Raw genomic sequence first — 20,314 nt, forward strand, 5'->3', positions numbered from 1 at the left:
AATACATAATATTCCGTATTTAATCAATGAAAAAAGAGAACTTTCTTTAAAAGTACTCTTAATTCTTCAAAATATTAAACGTTCTACTTTAGTCACTACTTTGCTTCAATACAAATAGTGAAAGCTCCGGTACACTCAAAAATCTAACAGGCATTCGGGTTGTCCCAATACCACGATTTACGTATAAGTGTAACGGCCTATTCTTCCCTTCTAATTCATACATACCTTCAACATAACTCTCAGCTAGTTTTGTAGTAATTAATGGACCTATAAAAGGAATTTGAACTTGTCCTCCGTGACTATGTCCTGACATTTGAAAATCGACTGGATAACGAGATACTTTATCTACAACATCCGGCTCATGTATTAATAGCATATTGAAATCTTGTTGTCTTAAGTTTTTTAAAGTCGAGTCTATTTGTGGCTTCCCTAATAAAAAATCATCCAAACCTGATATTGTAATATACTTGCCGTTTTCCGCTTTAATTTTCTGCACTTCATTTACTAACACAGAAAAACCAGCTTCCTCCATATACTTTTTGTAAAATAAACTACCGCCCCCACCTCTATCATGATTCCCAAACACAGCATATTTTCCTAGGGGAGCTTTAATTTTCTGCAAAATAACCTTTGCTTCTTCTCTTTCCGCACTATAGGATCCAAACTTATCTATTAAATCTCCTGTAAAAACTACTATATCTGGATGTAATTCATTCATCCTCTCCACCAAATTTTCTAGTTGTTTCAATGTAAAATCTGGTCCTAAATGTACATCTGAGAACTGCAATATTTTTTTATTATTAAACTCTTTAGGAATTGTAGGAGCGTCTATTTCATTCCACGTAACTGTTACTAGTCTTCTTTCTATTTCAGTCGCATAGAAATACAAACTTACTGGTATCATTAATATACTTATGAAACTAATAATAAATATCTTTACGATTGATTTTTTCCGTTCTTTTTTTACATGATGCGTATTCATGTTTTCACCTCTAAAATCACTTTAAAGCCTTATTGTTACATTAATGTGACAACATGAACAATGTCATTATATCCAATTTTATCCCCATTCACTTTGACAAATTTATACAGAAGTCATAACATATTTTTATAATACATAGATTCTTTAAAATGTTCCTTCTATTCAATCCATCATTCTATTAAGGAGAGGTTATTCATGTCTGTATTTACACCAGAAGAAATTACGGAACTTGCTGCTAATTCCGGAAGAAAAAAAGCTCATTTATCATTGCTCCCTATGCTAATTCTCGGTTTTTTTGGTGGTGCTTTCATAGCATTAGGATATTTACTTGATATCCATGTTATCGGAACAATGCCACAATCTTGGGGATCATTTACTAGTTTTCTAGGTGCTGCCGTATTCCCTATCGGTCTTATACTCGTTATCCTTGCAGGCGGTGAATTAGTAACTGGCAACATGATGACCGTTTCAATGGCATGGCTTCACAAAAAAATCGACTTATTTCACTTCATACGAAATTTAGTTATTGTTACGTTTAGCAATTTCATAGGTGCTATATTCGTCGCTTATTTTTTTGGTCATATCGTCGGCTTAACGGAGGGAGCTTTTTTAGCAAAAACAGTTTCTATTGCACAAGCTAAACTACAAGATACACCACTACAAGCCTTCATTTCTGCAATCGGGTGTAATTGGCTCGTTTGTTTAGCTGTTTGGCTCAGTATGGGAAGTAAAGAATTTATCGGAAAGATTGTCGGTATTTGGTTCCCTGTTATGACTTTTGTTGCTATTGGATTTCAACACGTTGTAGCCAATATGTTTGTCATCCCAGCTGCAATTTTTTCTGGTCATTTAACTTGGGGTGAATATTTTCCAAACTTCATTTTTGTTTTCTTCGGAAACTTAGTAGGGGGTATGTTATTTGTAGCATTACCTTATTTCATATCTTATAATAAGAAACTATCTTCCAATAAAGAGCAAACTGTAGTAAAGAAAAAGTCTGTATCCGCTTAAATTGAATGTCTATAAAGTGGTCCTAAAAAATATTACAAATTTCATTTTTTTTGCGAATATATGTACGTACACTTGTTCTCGAATGTTTTATACGTTATAATAACAACTTAAATAGCATTATTTACATATGAGGTGAAAAACATGAATAAAACAGAATTAATTAAAAACGTAGCACAAAACGCTGAGATTTCTCAAAAAGAAGCTACTGTAGTTGTACAAACTGTAGTAGAATCAATCACTAACACTTTAGCTGCTGGTGAAAAAGTACAACTTATCGGATTCGGTACATTTGAAGTTCGTGAAAGAGCTGCTCGTACAGGCCGTAACCCACAAACTGGTGAAGAAATGCAAATCGCAGCTTCTAAAGTACCTGCTTTCAAAGCTGGTAAAGAACTTAAAGAAGCTGTAAAATAATGAAAAAATAGCCTTCTCGTTTATGAGAAGGCTATTTTTTTCATTACATAATTAATAAAAATTTGACCATTATGCTGCTTTTTTTGTTCCTTTAAGCAAATATAACCATTTCTTTCAAAGAAAGGTTTTGCTGTAATACTCGCCTCAGTATATATCTCCCTATGCTGCAATTTCACTGCTTCTTTTTCTAACTTCTGTAGTATATAAGAAGCTATGCCTTTCCCTTGATATCCTTTATGTGTAAATAAACGATCTACGTAATGCTCATCATTATAATCCCCAAATCCCACTATTACTCCTTTATAATCGGCAACATAACAAATATTCTTTTCTAAAGACTCTAACCATCTTTCTCTATCTAGTCGATCTGGTGCCCATGCCTGTAGCTGTAACACGTTATAATCTTTTGCATTAACCGTATGAACTGTTTCATAGAACAACTGTAATACTTGCTCTAAATCCTCTTTCTGGAATGTTCTAATTATAATATCCTTCAACATATGTAAATCTCCTTATCAAACTAACACTTATTTTTTCTGCTATCTACAATTCAATATTTTTGCTTTATTATATCTTTTTATTTTCTATACGAACAAAAACAATACTTTGAATAAGTATTGTTTTTGTAATAATCATATGCATTTATTTAATGAGCTTTTTAAGATTTTAATTTAACTCTTTGTAATCGTAATGCATTTAATACGACTGATACAGAACTAAATGCCATCGCTGCTCCTGCAACCCAAGGTGCTAAGAAACCGAACGCCGCAATTGGGATTCCTAATCCGTTATAAGCTAGTGCCCAGAATAAATTTTGCTTAATATTTCTTATCGTCATCTTACTCATAAAGATTGCATCAGCAATACTATTTAAATCACCACGGATTAACGTAATATCCGCTGCTTCCATCGCTACATCAGTTCCTGTTCCAATTGCCATACCAATATCCGCCGTAGCAAGAGCGGGAGCATCATTTATTCCATCTCCAACCATCGCTACTTTCTTACCTTTTACTTGAAGTTTTTTCACTTCTTCTGCTTTTCCTTCAGGTAATACTTCTGCAATTACGTGATCAATACCAACTTGCTTAGCAATTGCCTGAGCAGTTTGTGTATTATCTCCTGTAATCATAACAACGTCTAGACCCATTTTCTTAAGCCTTGCGATAGCTACTTTTGAAGTATCTTTAACAGTATCCGCAACGGCAACTATTCCAGCATATTCCTTATCTATCGCAATAAGCATTGCTGTTTTTCCTTCTCGCTCTAGTTCTTCCATTGATTTAGAAACTTCTTCAATATCAATATTAAACTTCTTCATTAATCGGCGTGTACCAATTAATAATTGTTTTCCTTCGACAACCGATTCAATACCAAATCCCGGAATTGCTTCAAACGTTTCTGAATTTGGGATATCAATTCCCTTTTCTTTAATTCCTTCAACAATCGCTTCTGCAAGTGGATGTTCAGAATTTCTTTCTGCCGCACCGACTAATTTTAATATTTCCTTCTCTTCAAATCCGTCTGCTACAATAATATCTGTTAATACTGGTTTTCCATTTGTTACTGTACCCGTTTTGTCTAAAATAATCGTATCTAATCGATGCGTTGCTTCTAAATGCTCTCCACCTTTAAATAAAATACCATACTCAGCTGACCTTCCTGAGCCAGCCATAATAGATGTAGGTGTCGCAAGACCTAAAGCACATGGACAAGCAATAACAAGTACTGCTATCATTTTCTCAAGCGCTCCGCCAAAATCACCAGGTGTAACAAATATCATCCACACCGCAAATGTAATAATAGCAATCACAACTACAACTGGTACGAAAATACCAGAAATTTGATCAGCTACCCTTTGAATAGGCGCTTTCGATCCTTGAGCTTCTTCTACTACTTTAATAATTTGAGCTAATGCAGTATCTCTACCTACCTTAGTAGCCTTAACTTTTAAAAATCCATTTTTATTCATTGTAGAGCCGATTACTACATCCCCAATTGTTTTATCAACTGGAATACTTTCACCCGTTAACATCGATTCATCAATCGCTGACTTTCCTTCTACAATCTCACCATCTACTGGTATTTTTTCACCAGGCTTTACATAAACGATATCACCAGCTACCACTTCTTCGATTAAAATTTTCATTTCTGTTCCATCTCGTACAACTGTAGCTGTTTTCGCCTGTAACCCCATCAATTTTTTAATCGCTTCTGACGAACGTCCTTTTGCTTTCGCCTCAAATAATTTACCTAAAATAATTAATGTAATAAGTACTGCGCTCGTTTCAAAATACAAGTCTGTCATATGTTCCGAAGAACCAATTGATTGAATGCTTAAATACACACTGTAGAAATACGCTGCAGAGGTTCCAAGTGCCACGAGAACATCCATGTTGGCACTTTTATTGCGTAACGCTTTATAAGCACCAATATAAAACTGGCCTCCAATTATAAACTGTACTGGAGTTGCAAGAGCTAGCTGCACCCAAGGGTTCATAAGTATATCAGGTAAATAGATAAATGATGTAAATGAGAAGTGGCTCACCATTGCCCACAATAACGGGAATGATAAAATAAATGAAATGATAAATTTCTTCTTTTGTCGCTCAATTTCTTGTAATCGATGATCAGTTGATGCATCTTGTTCATCTGATTTTACTTCTAATTTATATCCTAACTTTGTAATCGCGCTCTTCATTTCATTTACACTGATTTCATCAGGATTAAAGTCAACTGTAGCCGATTCTAAAGCAAAGTTTACTGTCGCTTTATTCACACCTTCTAGCTTATTCAAACGTTTTTCTACTCTATTCGCACATGCTGCACATGTCATTCCCGAAACAGTAAACTCAGCTTTATCACTTACAATTCCATATCCTAACGATTCAACTTTTTCTTTAAATTGTTGCGGATTTGTTTTAGTTGGATCGTATATAATTTTTGTTTTTTCAAGTGCAAAATTTACATTTGCCTCTTGAACACCTTCTACTTTTTTAAGACCTTTTTCAATTCTATTTGCACATGCTGCACATGTCATTCCTGATATTTGAAGATTGGCCTCTTTTTGTTCATTCATGTCTCTCACCTCTATATACCCTTATAAGGTATAATTATTAGCAAAATAAATCGTACTTCGTTTAAAGTACGATTTATTTCCGTATCTAAAAATAATTATTGAACATCGTATCCTTGATCTTCAATTACAGCAACGATATCTTTTAACGTTACAACTGATGAGTCGATAGTAACTTCAACAGTTCCTTCTGATAATTGAACTTTCACTTGTTCAACACCGTTTAGTTCTTTCACGCTGCCTTCGATAGAATTTACACAATGTCCACAAGACATACCTTCAACTTTTAATGTTAACTGTTCCATTTAAAATCCTCCTCTTGTTTCTTCATTGTTTGTTAATCACAACTACATCTTACCATACCCCCCTAAGGTAATCAATGGTTTTGTATCACGATTTTTCAATTATTTTCTAAAAATTTATTTTACGCACACTTTTTCACAACAATACACCTAAGTCCTATATAAGGATAAACAAAAAAAACAAGCCAGTTACATACTAGCTTGTTTTTACGCTTTTGAAAAACGTTCAAATACTGTCATTAATTCTTCAATTGCTTCGTCACCATTACCATCTTTAATAGCTCCTGAAACACAATGACTTGTATGGTTTTTTAAGACACCCATTCCTACTTTTTTCATCGCTGCATTAATCGCAGAAATTTGAACTAAAATATCAACGCAATAACGATCATTTTCAATCATGTTTTGAATACCACGGACTTGGCCTTCAATCCTCTTTAATCTATTTATAATTTGTTCTTTTTCTTTTTCTGATCTATGTGTTACTGATTCATGCTCTTTATGATCCATATTATCACCTTCTCAAAGTTTCTCTTCATCCAATAAAACAATTACTTTTACGAGTATACCAATTATAGCATTAAATATCTATGTATGATACCCCATATGAGTATATTTCCTCTTTATGATTATTCTTAACACATTATTAGCTTCTCAGTCCCAATTATCATTATACCCTTACCTTTTTCTCAAAAAAGCATTACATCTCCCCTCAAAATTCAATAAAATGAAACATCAATAAGCGGGGATTGTCCGTCCCCGCTTATTAATGTTTCACAAATATAAAAGTCTCAATCTTTACAGATCTAAATTGAGACTTTTTTCTTCCTATATATAATTATTGTTGATCGCATACTTTTGTATCATTCACTACAGAAGTTCCTTCAACGGTTACCGTATGAAAACAATCATTCACTCGAACTGTCACAACATTATCTTGCCGATCAATGATATGATATTCATTAAAATTTTTATTCAGAGCACTGCGAATTTGCTCTCCTTCATAAATTGGAATGCCATGTGATAAAACCCAAATAAGCCCAGCGATAGCAAGAATAGTTTTCATACGATCTACCTCCTTGAGAATATAGTGAACTTTTAATCCGCGCTTTTTCAGCTTTACTAATCATAAATTGAATTAACCAAGCCTTTTGGAAGTAAGTTCATTTCGTCTATTTTATGTTTATGCTAATTGTGACCGAATTGTGACAACTTTTTGTCTCTTTAGACGAAAAGTTGAAACAAAACTTTCAAAAAGGACAATTCTACTGACACAAACAAAAGACTATGGAGGAAATTCTCCATAGTCTTTTGTTCAATTTTATTAAACGACCATTTCACTATGCTTAATCTTAAGTGTTTCAATTTGAATTGTACTATGTTCAATATGGAAATCATGTTTTAACATATTAATAATATTTTGAAGCACTTCTTGATCATCTTGATTTTTATCAATCATAACATGAACACTTAATGCATCTAATCCTGATGTAATTGTCCAAATGTGAAGATCGTGTATATCACGTACACCATCTACTTCTTTAATAGCTTGCTTAACTTGTTCTATCTCAATTGAAACAGGTGTACCCTCCATAAGTATATGAATGGAATGTTTTGTTACTCCCCATGCACTCTTTAAAATTAATAGCGCTACAATTACTGAGATAATTGGATCTGCAATATACCATGAAAATAAAAACATAAGTGCACCAGCTACTAACGCACCAACTGATCCTAAAGCGTCCCCAAGAACATGTAAATATGCGCTACGTAAATTCACGTTATTTTTCACATCACCTTGTCTCATAAGCGCCCATGCACTAATTAAATTTGCTAGTAAACCTATTGACGCAATTAACATCATTGGACCACTCGCTACAGTTGGTGGTTCAAAAAACCTTCCGATTGCTTCCCACACGATAAGTCCCGCCACAACAAATAACGTAATTCCATTAATTAATGCTGCTAATATTTCAAAACGATAATATCCATATGTTTTTGTAGAAGTAACTGTTCTAGCTGCAAGTCCTATTGCAATTAAACTTAATAATAACGAACTTGTATCACTTAACATATGTCCTGAATCAGATAATAAGGCTAAACTGTTTGTAACTAGTCCTCCAAAAAATTCAAGAAACATAATAATTGCCGTAATTACTAATGCCGTAATTAAACCTTTCTTATTCCCTTCTCTGCTCTCTTCAAAATGATGATGTCCGTGGGAATGCCCATGATGTTGGTGACCGTGATGATGTCCCATATAAATTCCTCCTTTTAATTTTGTTTTGTCTTTAATAATTCCTCTATTGAATTTTTACTTTATTTATAAATGGCTCTTTTCTTACCTGAATCGAACCTGTTGGACAGCTGGCACTTGCCGCCAACATTGCTTTCAAGAAAGTTTTTGGGATTCCCATTATTCCTTGGTTGTTATCTAATGCACTAAATGCTTTCCCTCTTCCATCTAATTGATATATATCAGGTGCTATAGAAGTACATAATCCACATGACTCACAATTCTTTTTATTTACGACCGTATAATGTAACAATATAAATCACCTCCATTATAAAAATACAATACATATGTAAGGTATATTGAAGTGTTTATTTTATACAAATTTCCCTATTCAAATAATAATGGTCTATCGGTTTTAAATCGTTATCTAATTCATAAACTAATGGTGTTCCTGTTGGAATGTTTACATATTCTATATCTTCATCTGAAATTTGATCTAAATGTTTTACTAAAGCTCGTATTGTATTTCCATGCGCTGCAATAATCACTTTTTTTCCATCTTTTAAATTAGGGGCTATTTCTTCATCCCAATATGAAACAACTCGTTTTTCTGTATCTTCTAGATTTTCTGTAAAGGGAAACTTATTTTCTTTTAAATCTCTATACTTCGGATGTGCCGCTTCATACCTCTCATCATCTTTTGTAAGAGCTGGTGGGCGTACATTTGTTGAACGTCTCCATAAAGTTACTCTCTCATCACCATATTTCCTTGCTGTTTCTTCTTTATTTAACCCTTGAAGTGCACCGTAATGTCTCTCATTTAATTTCCATGTTTTATGAACAGGTATCCACATTAAATCCATTTCCTCAAGAGTAATCCATAAAGTTCGCATCGCTCTTTTTAAAACAGATGTATATGCTATATCGAATGAGAATCCATTGGCTTTCAAAATCTCTCCAGCTTCTCTTGCCTCTCTAAGACCAGTATTTGATAAATCAACATCAGTCCAACCTGTAAACCGATTTTCAACATTCCATTCACTTTGTCCATGTCGTATTAAAACTAACTTTATCATACTTATTATCTCCTCTCCTTTTAAAGTTGCATTTTCATAAAGAAATATCTTTATGAAAATGCACGATTACTTATTGAATTCTTTCTTGTTCATTTCACTACTATGACTAAACGCTAATTCAATTAATCCATCTACATGAGAGTCATCTAATGAATAAAAAACAAGTTTCCCTTCTTTACGCTTTTTTGCTAATCCTATTGTTTGTAACAACCTTAAATGATGCGATGCTGTTGCAATACTACTATGAATAATACTTGCGACATCACGTACGCAAAGTTCCTTTTCCATATACAATGCATAAGCTATTTTTAATCGTGTTTCATCTGCAAGTGCCTTAAACATTTTCGCTACACTACTTATATTTTCTTTCTCCAACATGTCACTTGCATGTTTTACTTTTTGCTCATCATGATAACAAAGTTCACAATGTTCTTCCTTCATATGTAACACCTCTTATTCAAATGCATATTTGATTATGTATGTAGTATACCTTATTAACTAAAAGAATCCCACATAATATGGGATTCTTTTTTATGCTATTAATTCTTCTATAAATGACTAATAAATCTTAATCCTTTACTTAAAGAAGTCGGCACAACAGATGCATGGTTCTCCCCTTCAGCTTCATAAAACTTAAATCTAAACTGATCGTGTTTTACTTGGAGAAGGCGCTCTGATAATTCATTTGCACCTACAACCATATGCTCTCGCTCCAATGATCCGACTGTAAGGAATACCCCTGTTTCAAACTTAGCATTATTTAATTCATTTATAAGGTTCTCTTCTTTTTTAAGCACGGATTGGTTATTCCACCAAATAGATGGGCTACTAATAAAATAATTTTGGAAGGCATTTACGTTTGTAAACAGTATATGTAAAGCAAATAAACCACCTAAAGAATGCCCAAATAACGTTTGCTTTCCTTTATCAATCTCAAAACTTTTTTCAATTTGTGGTTTCAATTCTTCTTCAATAAATGTAAAGAAGTTAGGTGCCCCTCCTGTTTTAGGCCACGGTTTGCCATCCGGTTTTAACGGAGCATCTTTTGAAATTACAATAGGCGTAAAATCATAGCATCTTTCTTCTCCTGAAAATGCCCCTTCAATTGGATAACCAATACCTACTATAATAGCTGGTGAAACACCTGTTTTTTCTGCTCTAACTGACTGTATTTTAACCGCTTCGTGGAATGTTTGAAAAAATGCGTTTCCATCTAATACATATATGACAGGATAACCTGAATCCGGTGCTGGCTGCTTCGGCTTTGAAATATGAATTTGATATTCCTTACCTTCTAATTTTGAATACATTTTCCACTGTTCTGTATTAGATGTAACAATCTGCTGTTTTTCAATAGTTGTATTCATTGTAAATCCCCCTTTGTTAACTTGTTACATATATTTCTACTTTCTCTTCTTGAGATACAACGCTATCGTAGCCGAAACAAACAGGAGACCCATTATACGGATCAATCATGACACGCGCATCAATATGAAATACTTCTTTTAATACTTCATTTGTAATTATTTCTTCTGGGCTACCAGTTGTAACAATTTCCCCTTCTTTCATTGCAATGATTTCATCTGAAAACCTTGCTGCATGGTTAATATCATGTAATACCATAACAACCGTACAATTATGTTCTTTATTTAATTTCTCTACAATTTGTAATACATCTAATTGGTGGGACATATCAAGATATGTAGTTGGTTCATCTAATAGCAACACTTCCGTTTCTTGCGCTAACGCCATTGCTAGCCATACCTTTTGTCGTTGACCACCTGATAAATTTGTAATTTGTCTCGTTCGAAAAGCAGATGTTTTCGTTATATCTAATGCCCAATCAATCATCTCTTTATCTTTTGAGGTTAACTTATTTACGTTATTTCGATGTGGATAGCGTCCATAAGAGATCAATTCTTCTACTTTAAGCTCTCCTGGTGCAATCGGAGTTTGCGGGAGTAAAGCTAACTGCTTCGCAATTTCTTTCGTTGGAATTGTATTTAAATCCTGTCCTTGCAAATACACTTTACCACTTTTTTGCTTTAAAATTCGTCCCATCGTTTTTAATAGTGTTGATTTCCCGCACCCGTTTGGCCCTATAATTGTCGTTACTTTTCCTTCTTGTATTTCCACATTTAAATCGCGAAACACTGTAAGCTTTTCATAACTCGTTTCTAAATTTTTTGCACTTAAAATACTCACTTCTATTCCCCCTCTTACGCTTTCGCCTTATAAAGTAAATATAAGAAATACGGTACACCGACAATAGAAATAACAATTCCAACTGGTAACTCTATAGGTGTGAAAACTGTTTTTGCAATAAAGTCTGAAGCAATTACAAGAAACATTCCGATTACTCCGCACGTAGGAATTATATATTTATGCTGAATACCGACGAGCCTTTTCGCTATATGCGGTGCCATTAATCCGATGAAACCAATACTTCCTGAAACAGCAACACATGCACTCACAAGTCCGATACTACTTAATAGTAAAATTGATTTCTCTCGTTCTACTGCAACACCTAAACTTGTAATACTCGTTTCTTCCAATTGAAATAAATCTAATAAATAAGCTTTCTTTTGTATAAGCGGAATTAAAATGATAAGCCACGGTAACATAGCAACAATATACTTCCAGTTTGCACTATATATACTTCCAGATACCCAAACTGCAGCCATTTCAAAATCAGTTGACTTCATTTTGAGTGATAAATACATAGAGAATGCTCCAAATCCTGATCCAATTGCAATCCCTGTTAACAAAAGTCGCTGTGAATCTAACTTACCGTTTTTCCAAGAAAACAGATAGATTATGATAGCTGCACCTAATCCACCAACTAAACCAAACATTGGCATCATCATAATAGAAACCCAGTCTGTGCTCTTTAATTGTCCTTGAAAGAAAAACATAAAAATGACGATGGCTGTTCCTGCCCCGGCATTTACTCCTAAAATACCCGGATCTGCCAATCCATTTCTCGTAATCCCTTGAATAACGGCACCCGCAACGCCTAATCCTAATCCTACTAATCCAGCAATTATAATGCGCGGAAGACGAAAATCAAAAATAACTAAATCATGCTCTGGTACTGGGTCTATTCTAAAGAGTGTTTTAAATACATCTGTAATCGTAATGTCGAACGTACCATTCGTTAAACTAATATAAATTGCACTAAAAATTAAAAATATAATAATCCCCATCGTCATTCCAAAACGTTGACTTGAACTTTTAGGCATGTCTCTCTCCTCCTCTTGTACGGATTAAATAAAGGAAGAATGGAATTCCAATTAAAGATGTAACAACTCCAATTGGCGTTTCAAATGGATAGTTTACAAATCTACTTAATACATCACATAATGCTAAGAAAATTCCACCAATAACGCCTGCACATGGCAAAATCCACTTATAATCTACCCCAATTATAAAGCGAGTAATATGCGGAATAATTAAACCTACAAAACCAATTTTCCCAACTAAAGCAACTGCCGTTCCAGTTAAAAAAATTACTGATAAAATCGCCATTGCTTTAACTAGTTTTGTACGCTGTCCTAGATTAATAGAAACTTCTTCTCCTAAAGAAAGAATGGTAATAGATTTTGATATGAACAGTGCTAAAATTATCCCAATTATCCCAAAAGGTATCGTAATTTTAATTATATTAGGATCCACTTGATCTAACTTTGCATTAAACCAAAAACTAACATTTTGAGAAATTTGGAAATATGAAGCCATCGCGGCCGATACACTGCTTAAAAATGTTCCAATAACTGTTCCTATAATTGCTAATCTAACAGGGGATAAGCCATTTTGAAGGAGTGAACCAAAACCGAACACGATACCGGCTCCTAGTGCAGATCCAATCATTGAACATAAAACCATACCGATCGATGACATTCCTGGAAGGAAAATCATACTAAGTGTAATAACAAAGGCTGCACCATCCGTCACACCCATAATAGAAGGGGATGCAAGATAGTTTCTTGTCATCCCCTGCATAAGTGCTCCTGATATGGCTAGAAATGCTCCGACTAAAAGAGCTGCAACTACCCTTGGTAAACGTGAAGTAATAATAATATTATGATCTACATCGCTTGAATCAAAATGAAATAATGCGTTCCACACTGTTTCAACATCAATACTTTTTGCCCCATACAAAATAGAAAGTATAACTGTAAATAAGATGAGTATGGGTGCTATACATAATATAGTTACTGGTACTGCATTAGTTTTCTGCATATCATTCAACGCACCTTACCTATTGTATTATTTAGATAAATTTTTTACTGCTTCTTTTAAGAATGCTGTTTTACTCCAAGCTGTACCACCTTGCGCCATCGGATCTACAACGTTTACAAATACTTTCTTTTCCTTCGCAGCATTCATACTTTGCCAAATTGGATTTTTTTCAATGTCTTCTAGCACTTTTGGTTTATTATTTTCGCTTGCCTCGTATTGTAAGAAGATATAATCAGGATTAACTTCAGCAAGTTTTTCTAAAGAAATTTTTTCTTGTGCTTTTACAGTTTTAAGTTGTTCTGGAGCAGTTAATCCAAGATCTTTATAAATGACAGGATTAAAGTATACTCCTTCTGGGTATAGGAATAGGTCGTTTGCTCTTAGTCTAATGACAAGTACTTTTTTATCTTTTAACTTATCTCCAAGTTTTGTTTTTGCTTTTTCAGCGTCTGTATTGTAATCTTTAATAATTTTTTCTGCTTTATCTTTTTTACCAGTTAGTTCTCCCATTAACTTTAAGTTATCTTCCCAATTTGTTGAAACGTGTGATACCGGGAATGTAGGAGCTACTTTTGTAAACTTCTCAGCTGTTTCTGCTGGGAATTTCGTACTTGATGTAATAACATCTGGTTTTAATTGAAGTAATGTTTCGAAATTCGGTTCCATTTTCTCTCCTACAGATTTTGCACCTTCTAAATCTTTTTCAAGATACTTTGGTAATTTACCACCTACAGTAATCGCTCCAACTGGTTTAATTCCAAGTACTGCCGCATCTTCCATTGACTCTAAACTAGCTGTCGCAATTTTATCTACTTTTGCTGGCACTGTATATTCTTTACCTAAATATGTAATTTTTCGTTTTTCGTCTTTTTTCGTCTCACTAGCCTTTGTTTGTTGTTTTTGTTCTCCTGAAGTTTTATCTGCACTATTACATGCTGCTAACCCTACACTTAAAACTGTTATCATCCCTAATGTAAATAATTTCTTGTTCATCTTTATATATCTCCTCTCGAAATCTGTAAATAGATTATTTTTATATAAAAACTTAACTACATGAAACTTGTCCCATACATATATTTCATAGATTAATGATTTTATCCGGAACTCATTCTCGTTCACTTCCCCTAAACTATAATTCTTTTTTACACCCCATCCGTTGATAATCACTTTCAGTGATAATGATTATCGTTACTAAGTATATATTTAATATTAAATTATTTCAAGAATGATTTGAAAAATTTTAACAAATTGAATAAAAAAAGAAGTATCCCCGCTATGTAAACTGTACCCTATCGAATAGACACTTAAAAAAGTCTATTCGATAGGGTATTTCTTGTATAATAAGAAGAAAATTAGAATCGGAGAACATTCAGAATGACAAAAAAATTATTCACCACAAAGGAAACACAAAACCTATCGAAGAATCCATACGTAAAATCTGTAAGTGAGAAAGGCATTACCTACACAGATGAATTTAAACGTATCTTTATTGAAGAAAATGAAAAGGGAAAACCACCTCGTATTATTTTTGAAGAATGTGGATTTGATATAGACATCATCGGTCTACAACGTGCTGTGTCATCAGGAAATAGATGGCGTACTTCCTATAAGGAAAATGGTGTGTTTGGTTTAAGAGATACACGTAAGGAAAACTCGGGAAGAAAGCTAGAAAGAGAGCTTACATTAGAAGAGAAATATGCACGTTTGGAAGCGGAACGAAACTTATTAAAAGCTGAAAATGAGCTGTTAAAAAAGATCAAATTTATGGAAGGGAGGATGGGAAAAAAATAACGTTACAACCTAGTCAAAAGTACCTATTAATTCGTTCTATTATTGGAAAATATAGCCTAAAAAATATGGTGAGATATTTGTGTAAAATTGCAGGTGTTTCGCGTTCTGGATACTATAATTATTTTTCCACCACTTCTCAAAGTAGGCGAGAAGAAAGAATACATCAAGATGAAGTGGTGAAGAAACTCATATTAAAGGCATTTCAATTTAAAAATCGAAAGAAAGGGGCGCGTCAAATCAAAATGACATTGGCGGGTCAATTTCAAGTTGTCTACAATTTGAAACGTATCCGTAGAATCATGAAAAAATATGGGATAATCTGTCCCATTCGTAAAGCGAATCCCTATAAAAGAATGTTGAAAGCGACGAAAGAACACTTCGTGGTACCGAATCAATTAAAGCGAGAATTCAGGCAAGGTACACCTGGAAAGGTACTTCTGACAGATATCACATACCTGTTTTATGGTAAGAATCAGAAAGGATATTTATCTACCATTCTAGACGGGTCCACAAATGAAATTTTGGCGTATCATGTTTCAGAACGACTTACACTAGATATCGCAACGACGACTCTTCACAAACTAAAGAAGAATAAGAGAGTGCGATTAACGGAAGGTGCCTATATTCATTCAGATCAAGGAGCTCATTACACAAGTCCTACTTATCAAAAATTAGTCAAAAAATTAAAGCTGGGACAATCTATGTCAAGACGAGGAAACTGTTGGGATAATGCCCCTCAAGAATCTTTTTTCGGGCACTTTAAAGATGAAGCACACATAAAAACTTGTACGTCTTTCCCTCAGTTAAAACAAGAAATTAAAGACTATATGAAATACTATAATCAGCATAGATATCAATGGAATTTAAAGAAGATGACTCCTGTTGAATACAGAAATCATCTTCTTGATGCCGCCTAACTTTTTTTAAAATGTCCTTTACAAAGGGTACAGATTAATCAGGAAGATACTTCTTTTTTTTAGAAATTTATATGCAATTCAACTGGACAATGGTCTGATCCTATTACTTCACTGTTAATTTTCGCATCTATTATTTGATTTTTTATTCTTTCCGAGACAACAAAATAATCTAAACGCCATCCAATATTTTTCGCTCTTGCTCCCATACGATATGACCACCAAGAGTATGCTCCTTCCTGGTTAGGATAAAGATAACGATACGTATCAACAAACCCTTCTTCTAAAGCAAGTGTGAACTTCTCCCTTTCTTCATCAGAAAATCCAGGGTTTTTGCGATTACTTTTTGGGTTTTTTAAATCTATTTCTTTATGAGCAACATTTAAATCTCCACAGAAAATAACCGGTTTCTTTTCATCTAATCGCTTAATATGCGCCCGGAAATCGTCTTCCCATTTCATTCTGTAATCTAAACGTTCTAATCCTCGTTTTGAGTTTGGTGTATACAGTGTTATCAAATAAAAATCATCGAATTCCAATGTAATAACTCGTCCTTCTTGATCATGCTCTTCAATTCCTAAACCATATGTAACAGAAATTGGTTCTTTTTTCGTAAAAATTGCCGTTCCTGAATAGCCTTTTTTCACAGCATAATTCCAATATGTATAATATCCCTCTGGATTTAAATCAATTTGTCCACATTGTAATTTAATTTCTTGTAGACAAAATATATCTGCATTGGATTCCTCAAGATATTCTAACAATCCGCCTTTTGCGATAACTGCACGCAAACCATTTACATTCCATGAAATTAACTTCACTTATAATCCTCCTCTTGCTGTTCACTTTCAAAGTTCATGCTATCACAAAATAAAAAAACAATCATATTTTCATCTTTGTAATCTTGCTCTTACATTTTTGAATACGTACATACGCACTTTATTCAGGCTATACTAATTTCAGAGGTGATGTTCTTTGCACAATGAAGGATTTACGTTAACAAGTGAGTATTGGCAAGCAATTATTCATAACGATTCTTCCTATGACCACAAATTCTTTTATGCTGTGAAATCAACTGGTATCTTTTGCCGACCATCGTGTAAATCAAGAATACCGAATCAAAACAATGTACGGATTTTTCTTCATGCAGAGCAAGCATTGCAGGAAAACTTTCGTCCGTGCAAACGTTGTAAACCAAATGGGATCACTTTACCAAATGAAGAGTGGGTAGAACAAATTAAAGAGTATATTGAAAAGCATTTTGACGAAGTATTAACTCTCGACATACTGGCGGAAATGTGCCACGGTAGCCCCTTTCATTTACAACGCACTTTCAAAAGAATGACAGGAATTAGCCCAATAGAATATATACAGCAATTCAGGATTATGAAAGCGACGGAATATCTTTCACATGCAAAGCAATCCGTTAAGGAAATTAGTACTGCTGTCGGGATAGAAAACCAAGAGTATTTCGCAACTTTATTTAAAAAGAAAACTGGATTTACTCCTACTGAATATCGAAAGAAGAACGTAATGAAAGAGGGAGACAATGATGAATTCCTACAAAAATAAATCTATATATTGGACGCTACTTACACATAAAAATTGGTGCTTTCATATTGCTGCAACTGAAAATGGACTTTGTTTCATTGGATCACAAGATGCAAACTTTGAAGAACTAAATATATGGGCTAGAAAAAAACAGCCCCAACATATATTGACTTGCAATCCAGATTACATGCAAACATATAAGAAAGAAATTATCGAGTATTTAGAAAACAAGCGTAAAACTTTTACTTTCCCTATCGATGCTTACGGAACTGCTTTTCAATTATCCGTTTGGAATACGGTACGTGAAATTCCTTACGGGAAGACCTATTCTTATTCAGAAATTGCAGAAAGAATTCAAAAACCTACAGCTGTGCGTGCCGTTGCTTCTGCTATTGCGGCCAACCCTCTTCTTATTACAATTCCTTGCCATCGCGTTATAGGAAAAAATGGAAAACTAACTGGTTTTAGAGGGGGACTAGAAATGAAGGAAGAATTGCTTACATTAGAAAAGTTACAGGTGGAATTCATATGACAGCAGAATATAATAGCACATTGACTTTAGCAGCTCCAAAAGAATTTAATTTCCAAGAAAACTTACGCTATCTATCACGTTCTAACAATGAATGTATGTTTCACATTGAAGATAACAAAATTTATAAAGTCATCCCTGTTGAACATGTAAATCCTTTAGTTGAAATTAGTATAAATACTGACGGAAATATTCAAATACGTTTTTTAGGAGAATCCTATAACTCTGAAAAATGGGTATGCGATGCTGTAGTTAACTATGTAAAAGAGTGGTTTGATTTAACTACCGATTTAGCTCCCTTTTATACATTAGCTAAACATGACCCACTCCTTCAAGGTCCTATTCAAGAGTATTATGGGCTTCGCACATTAGGTATTCCAGATTTATTTGAAGCACTTTCCTGGGGAATTATCGGTCAACAAATTAACCTCGCATATGCTTATACGCTAAAAAGAAGATTGGTTGAACAATTTGGAAGTTACGTAAAATGGAACGATAGAAAACATAGGATATTTCCATCACCTGAAACAATTGCAAATTTACATGTAGAGGATCTTAAAAAATTAAAAATGACGACTAGAAAATGTGAATATTTAATCGGTATTGCGAAGCTTATTACAGAAGGGAAACTATCAAAAGAATCATTACTACAAACACAAGATGTAAAGCTTGCTGAAAAACAATTAACCGCTATCCATGGTATAGGACCATGGACTGCCCACTATGTTTTAATGCGCTGTTTACGCTTCCCTTCAGCCTTTCCAATTGATGATGTTGGTCTACATAATGCAATTAAATTTATAAAAGGTTCCGAAAATAAACCGACTAAAAATGAAATAAAAAACTTTGCGACAAATTGGATAAATTGGGAATCTTATGCGACTTTTTATTTATGGCGCGTGCTATATTAAAAAGAACCAAGTAGCACATTCGTACTACTTGGTTCTTTTTTAGGCTTGTTCTTCAAATCGTCTTGCGATTTCTACAATAACTTGAACAGCTTTTTCCATAGTATCTACCGAAACATATTCAAATTTACCGTGGTAGTTTTCACCACCAGTGAAAATATTTGGCGTCGGTAATCCCATATATGATAATTGTGATCCATCTGTTCCACCGCGAATCGGGTGAATGTTCGGTTCGATATTTAAACTTTTCATCGCTTCATATGCAATATCAACAATTTCTCTCACTGGTTCAATTTTTTCAAGCATGTTATAGTATTGATCATTCATTTCTAAAACGACCACATCTTCACCGTACTTCTCTTGCATGTTTTTCACAATATCTTTAATGTTATTTTTACGCGCTTCAAAATGATTACGATCAAAATCTCGAATAATATAGTAAGCTTTACTTTGCTCAACATCACCATTTAAAGAAAGTAAATGATAGAATCCTTCATAACCTTCCGTATATTCTGGTGCATCTTCTACCGGTAGATACCCATTAAACTCCATAGCAAGTTTACTTGCGTTACGCATTTTGTTTTTCGCTGTTCCAGGATGTGTATTTGTCCCTCTAAAAGTTAATTTAGCGCTTGCAGCGTTAAAACTCTCATATTCTAAACCGCCTAATGGACCTCCGTCCATCGTATAAGCAAACGTTGCACCAAACGCTTCTACATCAAAATGAGCTGGCCCACGACCAATCTCTTCATCTGGTGTGAATGCTACTCTTATTTTTCCATGCTTAATTTGCGGATTATGTATTAAATAATTCATTGCGACCATGATTTCTGTAAGACCAGCTTTATCATCTGCTCCTAGAAGTGTTGTACCATCAGTTGTAATAATGGTATGTCCTTTATATGATGGTAATTCCGGGAACTGCTCTGGTGTTAACACAACATTTAGCTCTTCATTTAACGTAATTGCATTACCATCAAAATTTTCATGAATTTGTGGTTTTACGTTTTTCCCCGTAAAGTCTGTTGCTGTGTCTAAATGAGCTAAAAAGCCGATTACAGGAACATCCTTATCTGTATTAGCAGGCAGTGTTGCCATTACGTAACCATTATCATCCATCGTCACTTCTGATAATCCAATCTCTTTTAACTCTTCCACTAGTAACTTACCAAATTCAATTTGTCCTGGTGTTGTAGGCACTGTATGACTTTCTTCATTTGATTGTGTATCAATCTTTACATATCTCGTAAATCTTTCAATTAGTTCTTGTTTCAAATTCGTT

General features: G+C 34.0%; 23 protein-coding genes. 6 read left to right on the forward strand and 17 right to left on the reverse strand.

Features of this window, described 5'->3' with window-relative positions:
- Positions 1 to 88 precede the first annotated feature (88 nt).
- Positions 89 to 982 (reverse strand): metallophosphoesterase, encoded by an 894-nt coding sequence (locus KPL75_RS04910; protein ID WP_219919622.1) that lies wholly within the window; start codon positions 980 to 982, stop codon positions 89 to 91.
- 195 nt (positions 983 to 1,177) lie between these two features.
- On the opposite strand from KPL75_RS04910, the gene KPL75_RS04915 reads away from it, so the two are divergent.
- The gene (locus KPL75_RS04915; RefSeq protein ID WP_219919623.1) at positions 1,178 to 1,993 is read left to right on the forward strand and encodes a formate/nitrite transporter family protein; all 816 of its coding nucleotides are present in this window, start codon (positions 1,178 to 1,180) and stop codon (positions 1,991 to 1,993) included.
- Positions 1,994 to 2,134: 141 nt separating this feature from the next.
- Positions 2,135 to 2,407, forward strand: a complete 273-nt coding sequence (locus tag KPL75_RS04920; RefSeq protein WP_001043904.1) for an HU family DNA-binding protein — start codon at positions 2,135 to 2,137, stop codon at positions 2,405 to 2,407.
- Between the two features lie 20 nt (positions 2,408 to 2,427).
- On the opposite strand, the gene KPL75_RS04925 is transcribed toward KPL75_RS04920, so the two are convergent.
- The 14 genes from KPL75_RS04925 to KPL75_RS04990 form a co-directional block, all read right to left on the reverse strand.
- Positions 2,428 to 2,907 (reverse strand): GNAT family N-acetyltransferase, encoded by a 480-nt coding sequence (locus KPL75_RS04925; RefSeq protein ID WP_128853736.1) that lies wholly within the window; start codon positions 2,905 to 2,907, stop codon positions 2,428 to 2,430.
- A gap of 158 nt (positions 2,908 to 3,065) precedes the next feature.
- A complete protein-coding gene (locus tag KPL75_RS04930) occupies positions 3,066 to 5,486 on the reverse strand; it encodes a heavy metal translocating P-type ATPase (RefSeq protein ID WP_219919624.1) in 2,421 nt (806 codons plus the stop codon).
- A gap of 95 nt (positions 5,487 to 5,581) precedes the next feature.
- Positions 5,582 to 5,788, reverse strand: coding sequence for a copper chaperone CopZ (gene copZ / locus KPL75_RS04935; protein WP_219919625.1), 207 nt, complete (start codon positions 5,786 to 5,788; stop codon positions 5,582 to 5,584).
- A gap of 204 nt (positions 5,789 to 5,992) precedes the next feature.
- The gene (locus tag KPL75_RS04940) at positions 5,993 to 6,295 is read right to left on the reverse strand and encodes a metal-sensing transcriptional repressor (RefSeq protein WP_000349641.1); all 303 of its coding nucleotides are present in this window, start codon (positions 6,293 to 6,295) and stop codon (positions 5,993 to 5,995) included.
- 328 nt (positions 6,296 to 6,623) lie between these two features.
- Positions 6,624 to 6,851 carry a hypothetical protein gene (locus KPL75_RS04945; RefSeq protein ID WP_000849103.1) on the reverse strand — a complete coding sequence of 76 codons (228 nt, stop codon included), beginning with the start codon at positions 6,849 to 6,851 and terminating at the stop codon, positions 6,624 to 6,626.
- 258 nt (positions 6,852 to 7,109) lie between these two features.
- On the reverse strand, positions 7,110 to 8,045 hold the full coding sequence (locus KPL75_RS04950; RefSeq protein ID WP_219919626.1) for a cation diffusion facilitator family transporter: 936 nt from the start codon (positions 8,043 to 8,045) through the stop codon (positions 7,110 to 7,112).
- A gap of 43 nt (positions 8,046 to 8,088) precedes the next feature.
- The gene (locus KPL75_RS04955) at positions 8,089 to 8,334 is read right to left on the reverse strand and encodes a ferredoxin (RefSeq protein WP_219919627.1); all 246 of its coding nucleotides are present in this window, start codon (positions 8,332 to 8,334) and stop codon (positions 8,089 to 8,091) included.
- Between the two features lie 55 nt (positions 8,335 to 8,389).
- Positions 8,390 to 9,097, reverse strand: coding sequence for a 2,3-diphosphoglycerate-dependent phosphoglycerate mutase (gpmA, locus tag KPL75_RS04960; protein WP_219919628.1), 708 nt, complete (start codon positions 9,095 to 9,097; stop codon positions 8,390 to 8,392).
- A 66-nt stretch (positions 9,098 to 9,163) separates the two neighbouring features.
- A complete protein-coding gene (locus KPL75_RS04965) occupies positions 9,164 to 9,538 on the reverse strand; it encodes an ArsR/SmtB family transcription factor (RefSeq protein WP_219919629.1) in 375 nt (124 codons plus the stop codon).
- 107 nt (positions 9,539 to 9,645) lie between these two features.
- A complete protein-coding gene (locus KPL75_RS04970) occupies positions 9,646 to 10,464 on the reverse strand; it encodes an alpha/beta hydrolase (RefSeq protein WP_002146175.1) in 819 nt (272 codons plus the stop codon).
- Positions 10,465 to 10,480: 16 nt separating this feature from the next.
- A complete protein-coding gene (locus tag KPL75_RS04975) occupies positions 10,481 to 11,302 on the reverse strand; it encodes an ABC transporter ATP-binding protein (RefSeq protein ID WP_219919630.1) in 822 nt (273 codons plus the stop codon).
- 14 nt (positions 11,303 to 11,316) lie between these two features.
- Positions 11,317 to 12,339, reverse strand: a complete 1,023-nt coding sequence (locus KPL75_RS04980) for a FecCD family ABC transporter permease (RefSeq protein ID WP_219919631.1) — start codon at positions 12,337 to 12,339, stop codon at positions 11,317 to 11,319.
- Positions 12,332 to 13,339 carry a FecCD family ABC transporter permease gene (locus KPL75_RS04985; protein ID WP_219919632.1) on the reverse strand — a complete coding sequence of 336 codons (1,008 nt, stop codon included), beginning with the start codon at positions 13,337 to 13,339 and terminating at the stop codon, positions 12,332 to 12,334. The genes KPL75_RS04980 and KPL75_RS04985 overlap by 8 nt, the downstream gene beginning before the upstream one ends.
- A 27-nt stretch (positions 13,340 to 13,366) precedes the next feature.
- On the reverse strand, positions 13,367 to 14,332 hold the full coding sequence (locus KPL75_RS04990; protein ID WP_219919633.1) for an iron-hydroxamate ABC transporter substrate-binding protein: 966 nt from the start codon (positions 14,330 to 14,332) through the stop codon (positions 13,367 to 13,369).
- Between the two features lie 381 nt (positions 14,333 to 14,713).
- On the opposite strand from KPL75_RS04990, the gene KPL75_RS04995 reads away from it, so the two are divergent.
- A protein-coding gene (locus tag KPL75_RS04995) for an IS3 family transposase (RefSeq protein ID WP_258237012.1) occupies positions 14,714 to 16,047 on the forward strand; the annotation gives its coding sequence in 2 pieces (ribosomal slippage) (positions 14,714 to 15,101 and positions 15,101 to 16,047; 1,335 coding nt in all).
- Between the two features lie 59 nt (positions 16,048 to 16,106).
- Here KPL75_RS04995 and KPL75_RS05000 read toward each other — a convergent pair.
- A complete protein-coding gene (locus KPL75_RS05000) occupies positions 16,107 to 16,865 on the reverse strand; it encodes an exodeoxyribonuclease III (protein WP_219919634.1) in 759 nt (252 codons plus the stop codon).
- Positions 16,866 to 17,019: 154 nt separating this feature from the next.
- Here KPL75_RS05000 and KPL75_RS05005 point away from each other — a divergent pair, with 154 nt between their 5' ends.
- Genes KPL75_RS05005 through KPL75_RS05015 form a run of 3 tightly spaced genes read left to right on the forward strand, consistent with a single transcriptional unit; the run spans position 17,020 to position 19,035 of the window.
- On the forward strand, positions 17,020 to 17,616 hold the full coding sequence (locus tag KPL75_RS05005; RefSeq protein WP_219919635.1) for a bifunctional transcriptional activator/DNA repair enzyme AdaA: 597 nt from the start codon (positions 17,020 to 17,022) through the stop codon (positions 17,614 to 17,616).
- Complete coding sequence (locus KPL75_RS05010; RefSeq protein ID WP_219921068.1) at positions 17,597 to 18,127, forward strand: methylated-DNA--[protein]-cysteine S-methyltransferase; 531 nt, start codon at positions 17,597 to 17,599, stop codon at positions 18,125 to 18,127. Before KPL75_RS05005 ends, KPL75_RS05010 begins: the two co-directional genes overlap by 20 nt.
- On the forward strand, positions 18,124 to 19,035 hold the full coding sequence (locus KPL75_RS05015) for a DNA-3-methyladenine glycosylase 2 (protein WP_219919636.1): 912 nt from the start codon (positions 18,124 to 18,126) through the stop codon (positions 19,033 to 19,035). Before KPL75_RS05010 ends, KPL75_RS05015 begins: the two co-directional genes overlap by 4 nt.
- Positions 19,036 to 19,074: 39 nt before the next feature.
- Here the strand turns inward: KPL75_RS05015 and pepT are convergent, their stop codons facing one another.
- Positions 19,075 to 20,307 carry a peptidase T gene (gene pepT / locus KPL75_RS05020; RefSeq protein WP_219919637.1) on the reverse strand — a complete coding sequence of 411 codons (1,233 nt, stop codon included), beginning with the start codon at positions 20,305 to 20,307 and terminating at the stop codon, positions 19,075 to 19,077.
- Positions 20,308 to 20,314 lie beyond the last annotated feature (7 nt).

Source organism: Bacillus sp. NP247 (genome assembly GCF_018966865.1).
Lineage (GTDB): Bacteria > Bacillota > Bacilli > Bacillales > Bacillaceae_G > Bacillus_A.

Bases quoted from the DNA above. Each gene is read 5' to 3' on its own strand.
- KPL75_RS04920 (WP_001043904.1), top strand. From the start codon at position 2,135: ATGAATAAAACAGAATTAATTAAAAACGTAGCACAAAACGCTGAGATT.
- KPL75_RS04970 (WP_002146175.1), bottom strand. From the start codon at position 10,464: ATGAATACAACTATTGAAAAACAGCAGATTGTTACATCTAATACAGAA.
- KPL75_RS04950 (WP_219919626.1), bottom strand. From the start codon at position 8,045: ATGGGACATCATCACGGTCACCAACATCATGGGCATTCCCACGGACAT.
- KPL75_RS05015 (WP_219919636.1), top strand. From the start codon at position 18,124: ATGACAGCAGAATATAATAGCACATTGACTTTAGCAGCTCCAAAAGAA.
- KPL75_RS04925 (WP_128853736.1), bottom strand. From the start codon at position 2,907: ATGTTGAAGGATATTATAATTAGAACATTCCAGAAAGAGGATTTAGAG.
- KPL75_RS04990 (WP_219919633.1), bottom strand. From the start codon at position 14,332: ATGAACAAGAAATTATTTACATTAGGGATGATAACAGTTTTAAGTGTA.
- KPL75_RS04915 (WP_219919623.1), top strand. From the start codon at position 1,178: ATGTCTGTATTTACACCAGAAGAAATTACGGAACTTGCTGCTAATTCC.
- KPL75_RS04980 (WP_219919631.1), bottom strand. From the start codon at position 12,339: ATGCCTAAAAGTTCAAGTCAACGTTTTGGAATGACGATGGGGATTATT.
- KPL75_RS04930 (WP_219919624.1), bottom strand. From the start codon at position 5,486: ATGAATGAACAAAAAGAGGCCAATCTTCAAATATCAGGAATGACATGT.
- KPL75_RS05010 (WP_219921068.1), top strand. From the start codon at position 17,597: ATGAATTCCTACAAAAATAAATCTATATATTGGACGCTACTTACACAT.
- KPL75_RS04965 (WP_219919629.1), bottom strand. From the start codon at position 9,538: ATGAAGGAAGAACATTGTGAACTTTGTTATCATGATGAGCAAAAAGTA.
- KPL75_RS04910 (WP_219919622.1), bottom strand. From the start codon at position 982: ATGAATACGCATCATGTAAAAAAAGAACGGAAAAAATCAATCGTAAAG.
- KPL75_RS04940 (WP_000349641.1), bottom strand. From the start codon at position 6,295: ATGGATCATAAAGAGCATGAATCAGTAACACATAGATCAGAAAAAGAA.
- gpmA (WP_219919628.1), bottom strand. From the start codon at position 9,097: ATGATAAAGTTAGTTTTAATACGACATGGACAAAGTGAATGGAATGTT.
- KPL75_RS04985 (WP_219919632.1), bottom strand. From the start codon at position 13,339: ATGCAGAAAACTAATGCAGTACCAGTAACTATATTATGTATAGCACCC.
- KPL75_RS04945 (WP_000849103.1), bottom strand. From the start codon at position 6,851: ATGAAAACTATTCTTGCTATCGCTGGGCTTATTTGGGTTTTATCACAT.
- copZ (WP_219919625.1), bottom strand. From the start codon at position 5,788: ATGGAACAGTTAACATTAAAAGTTGAAGGTATGTCTTGTGGACATTGT.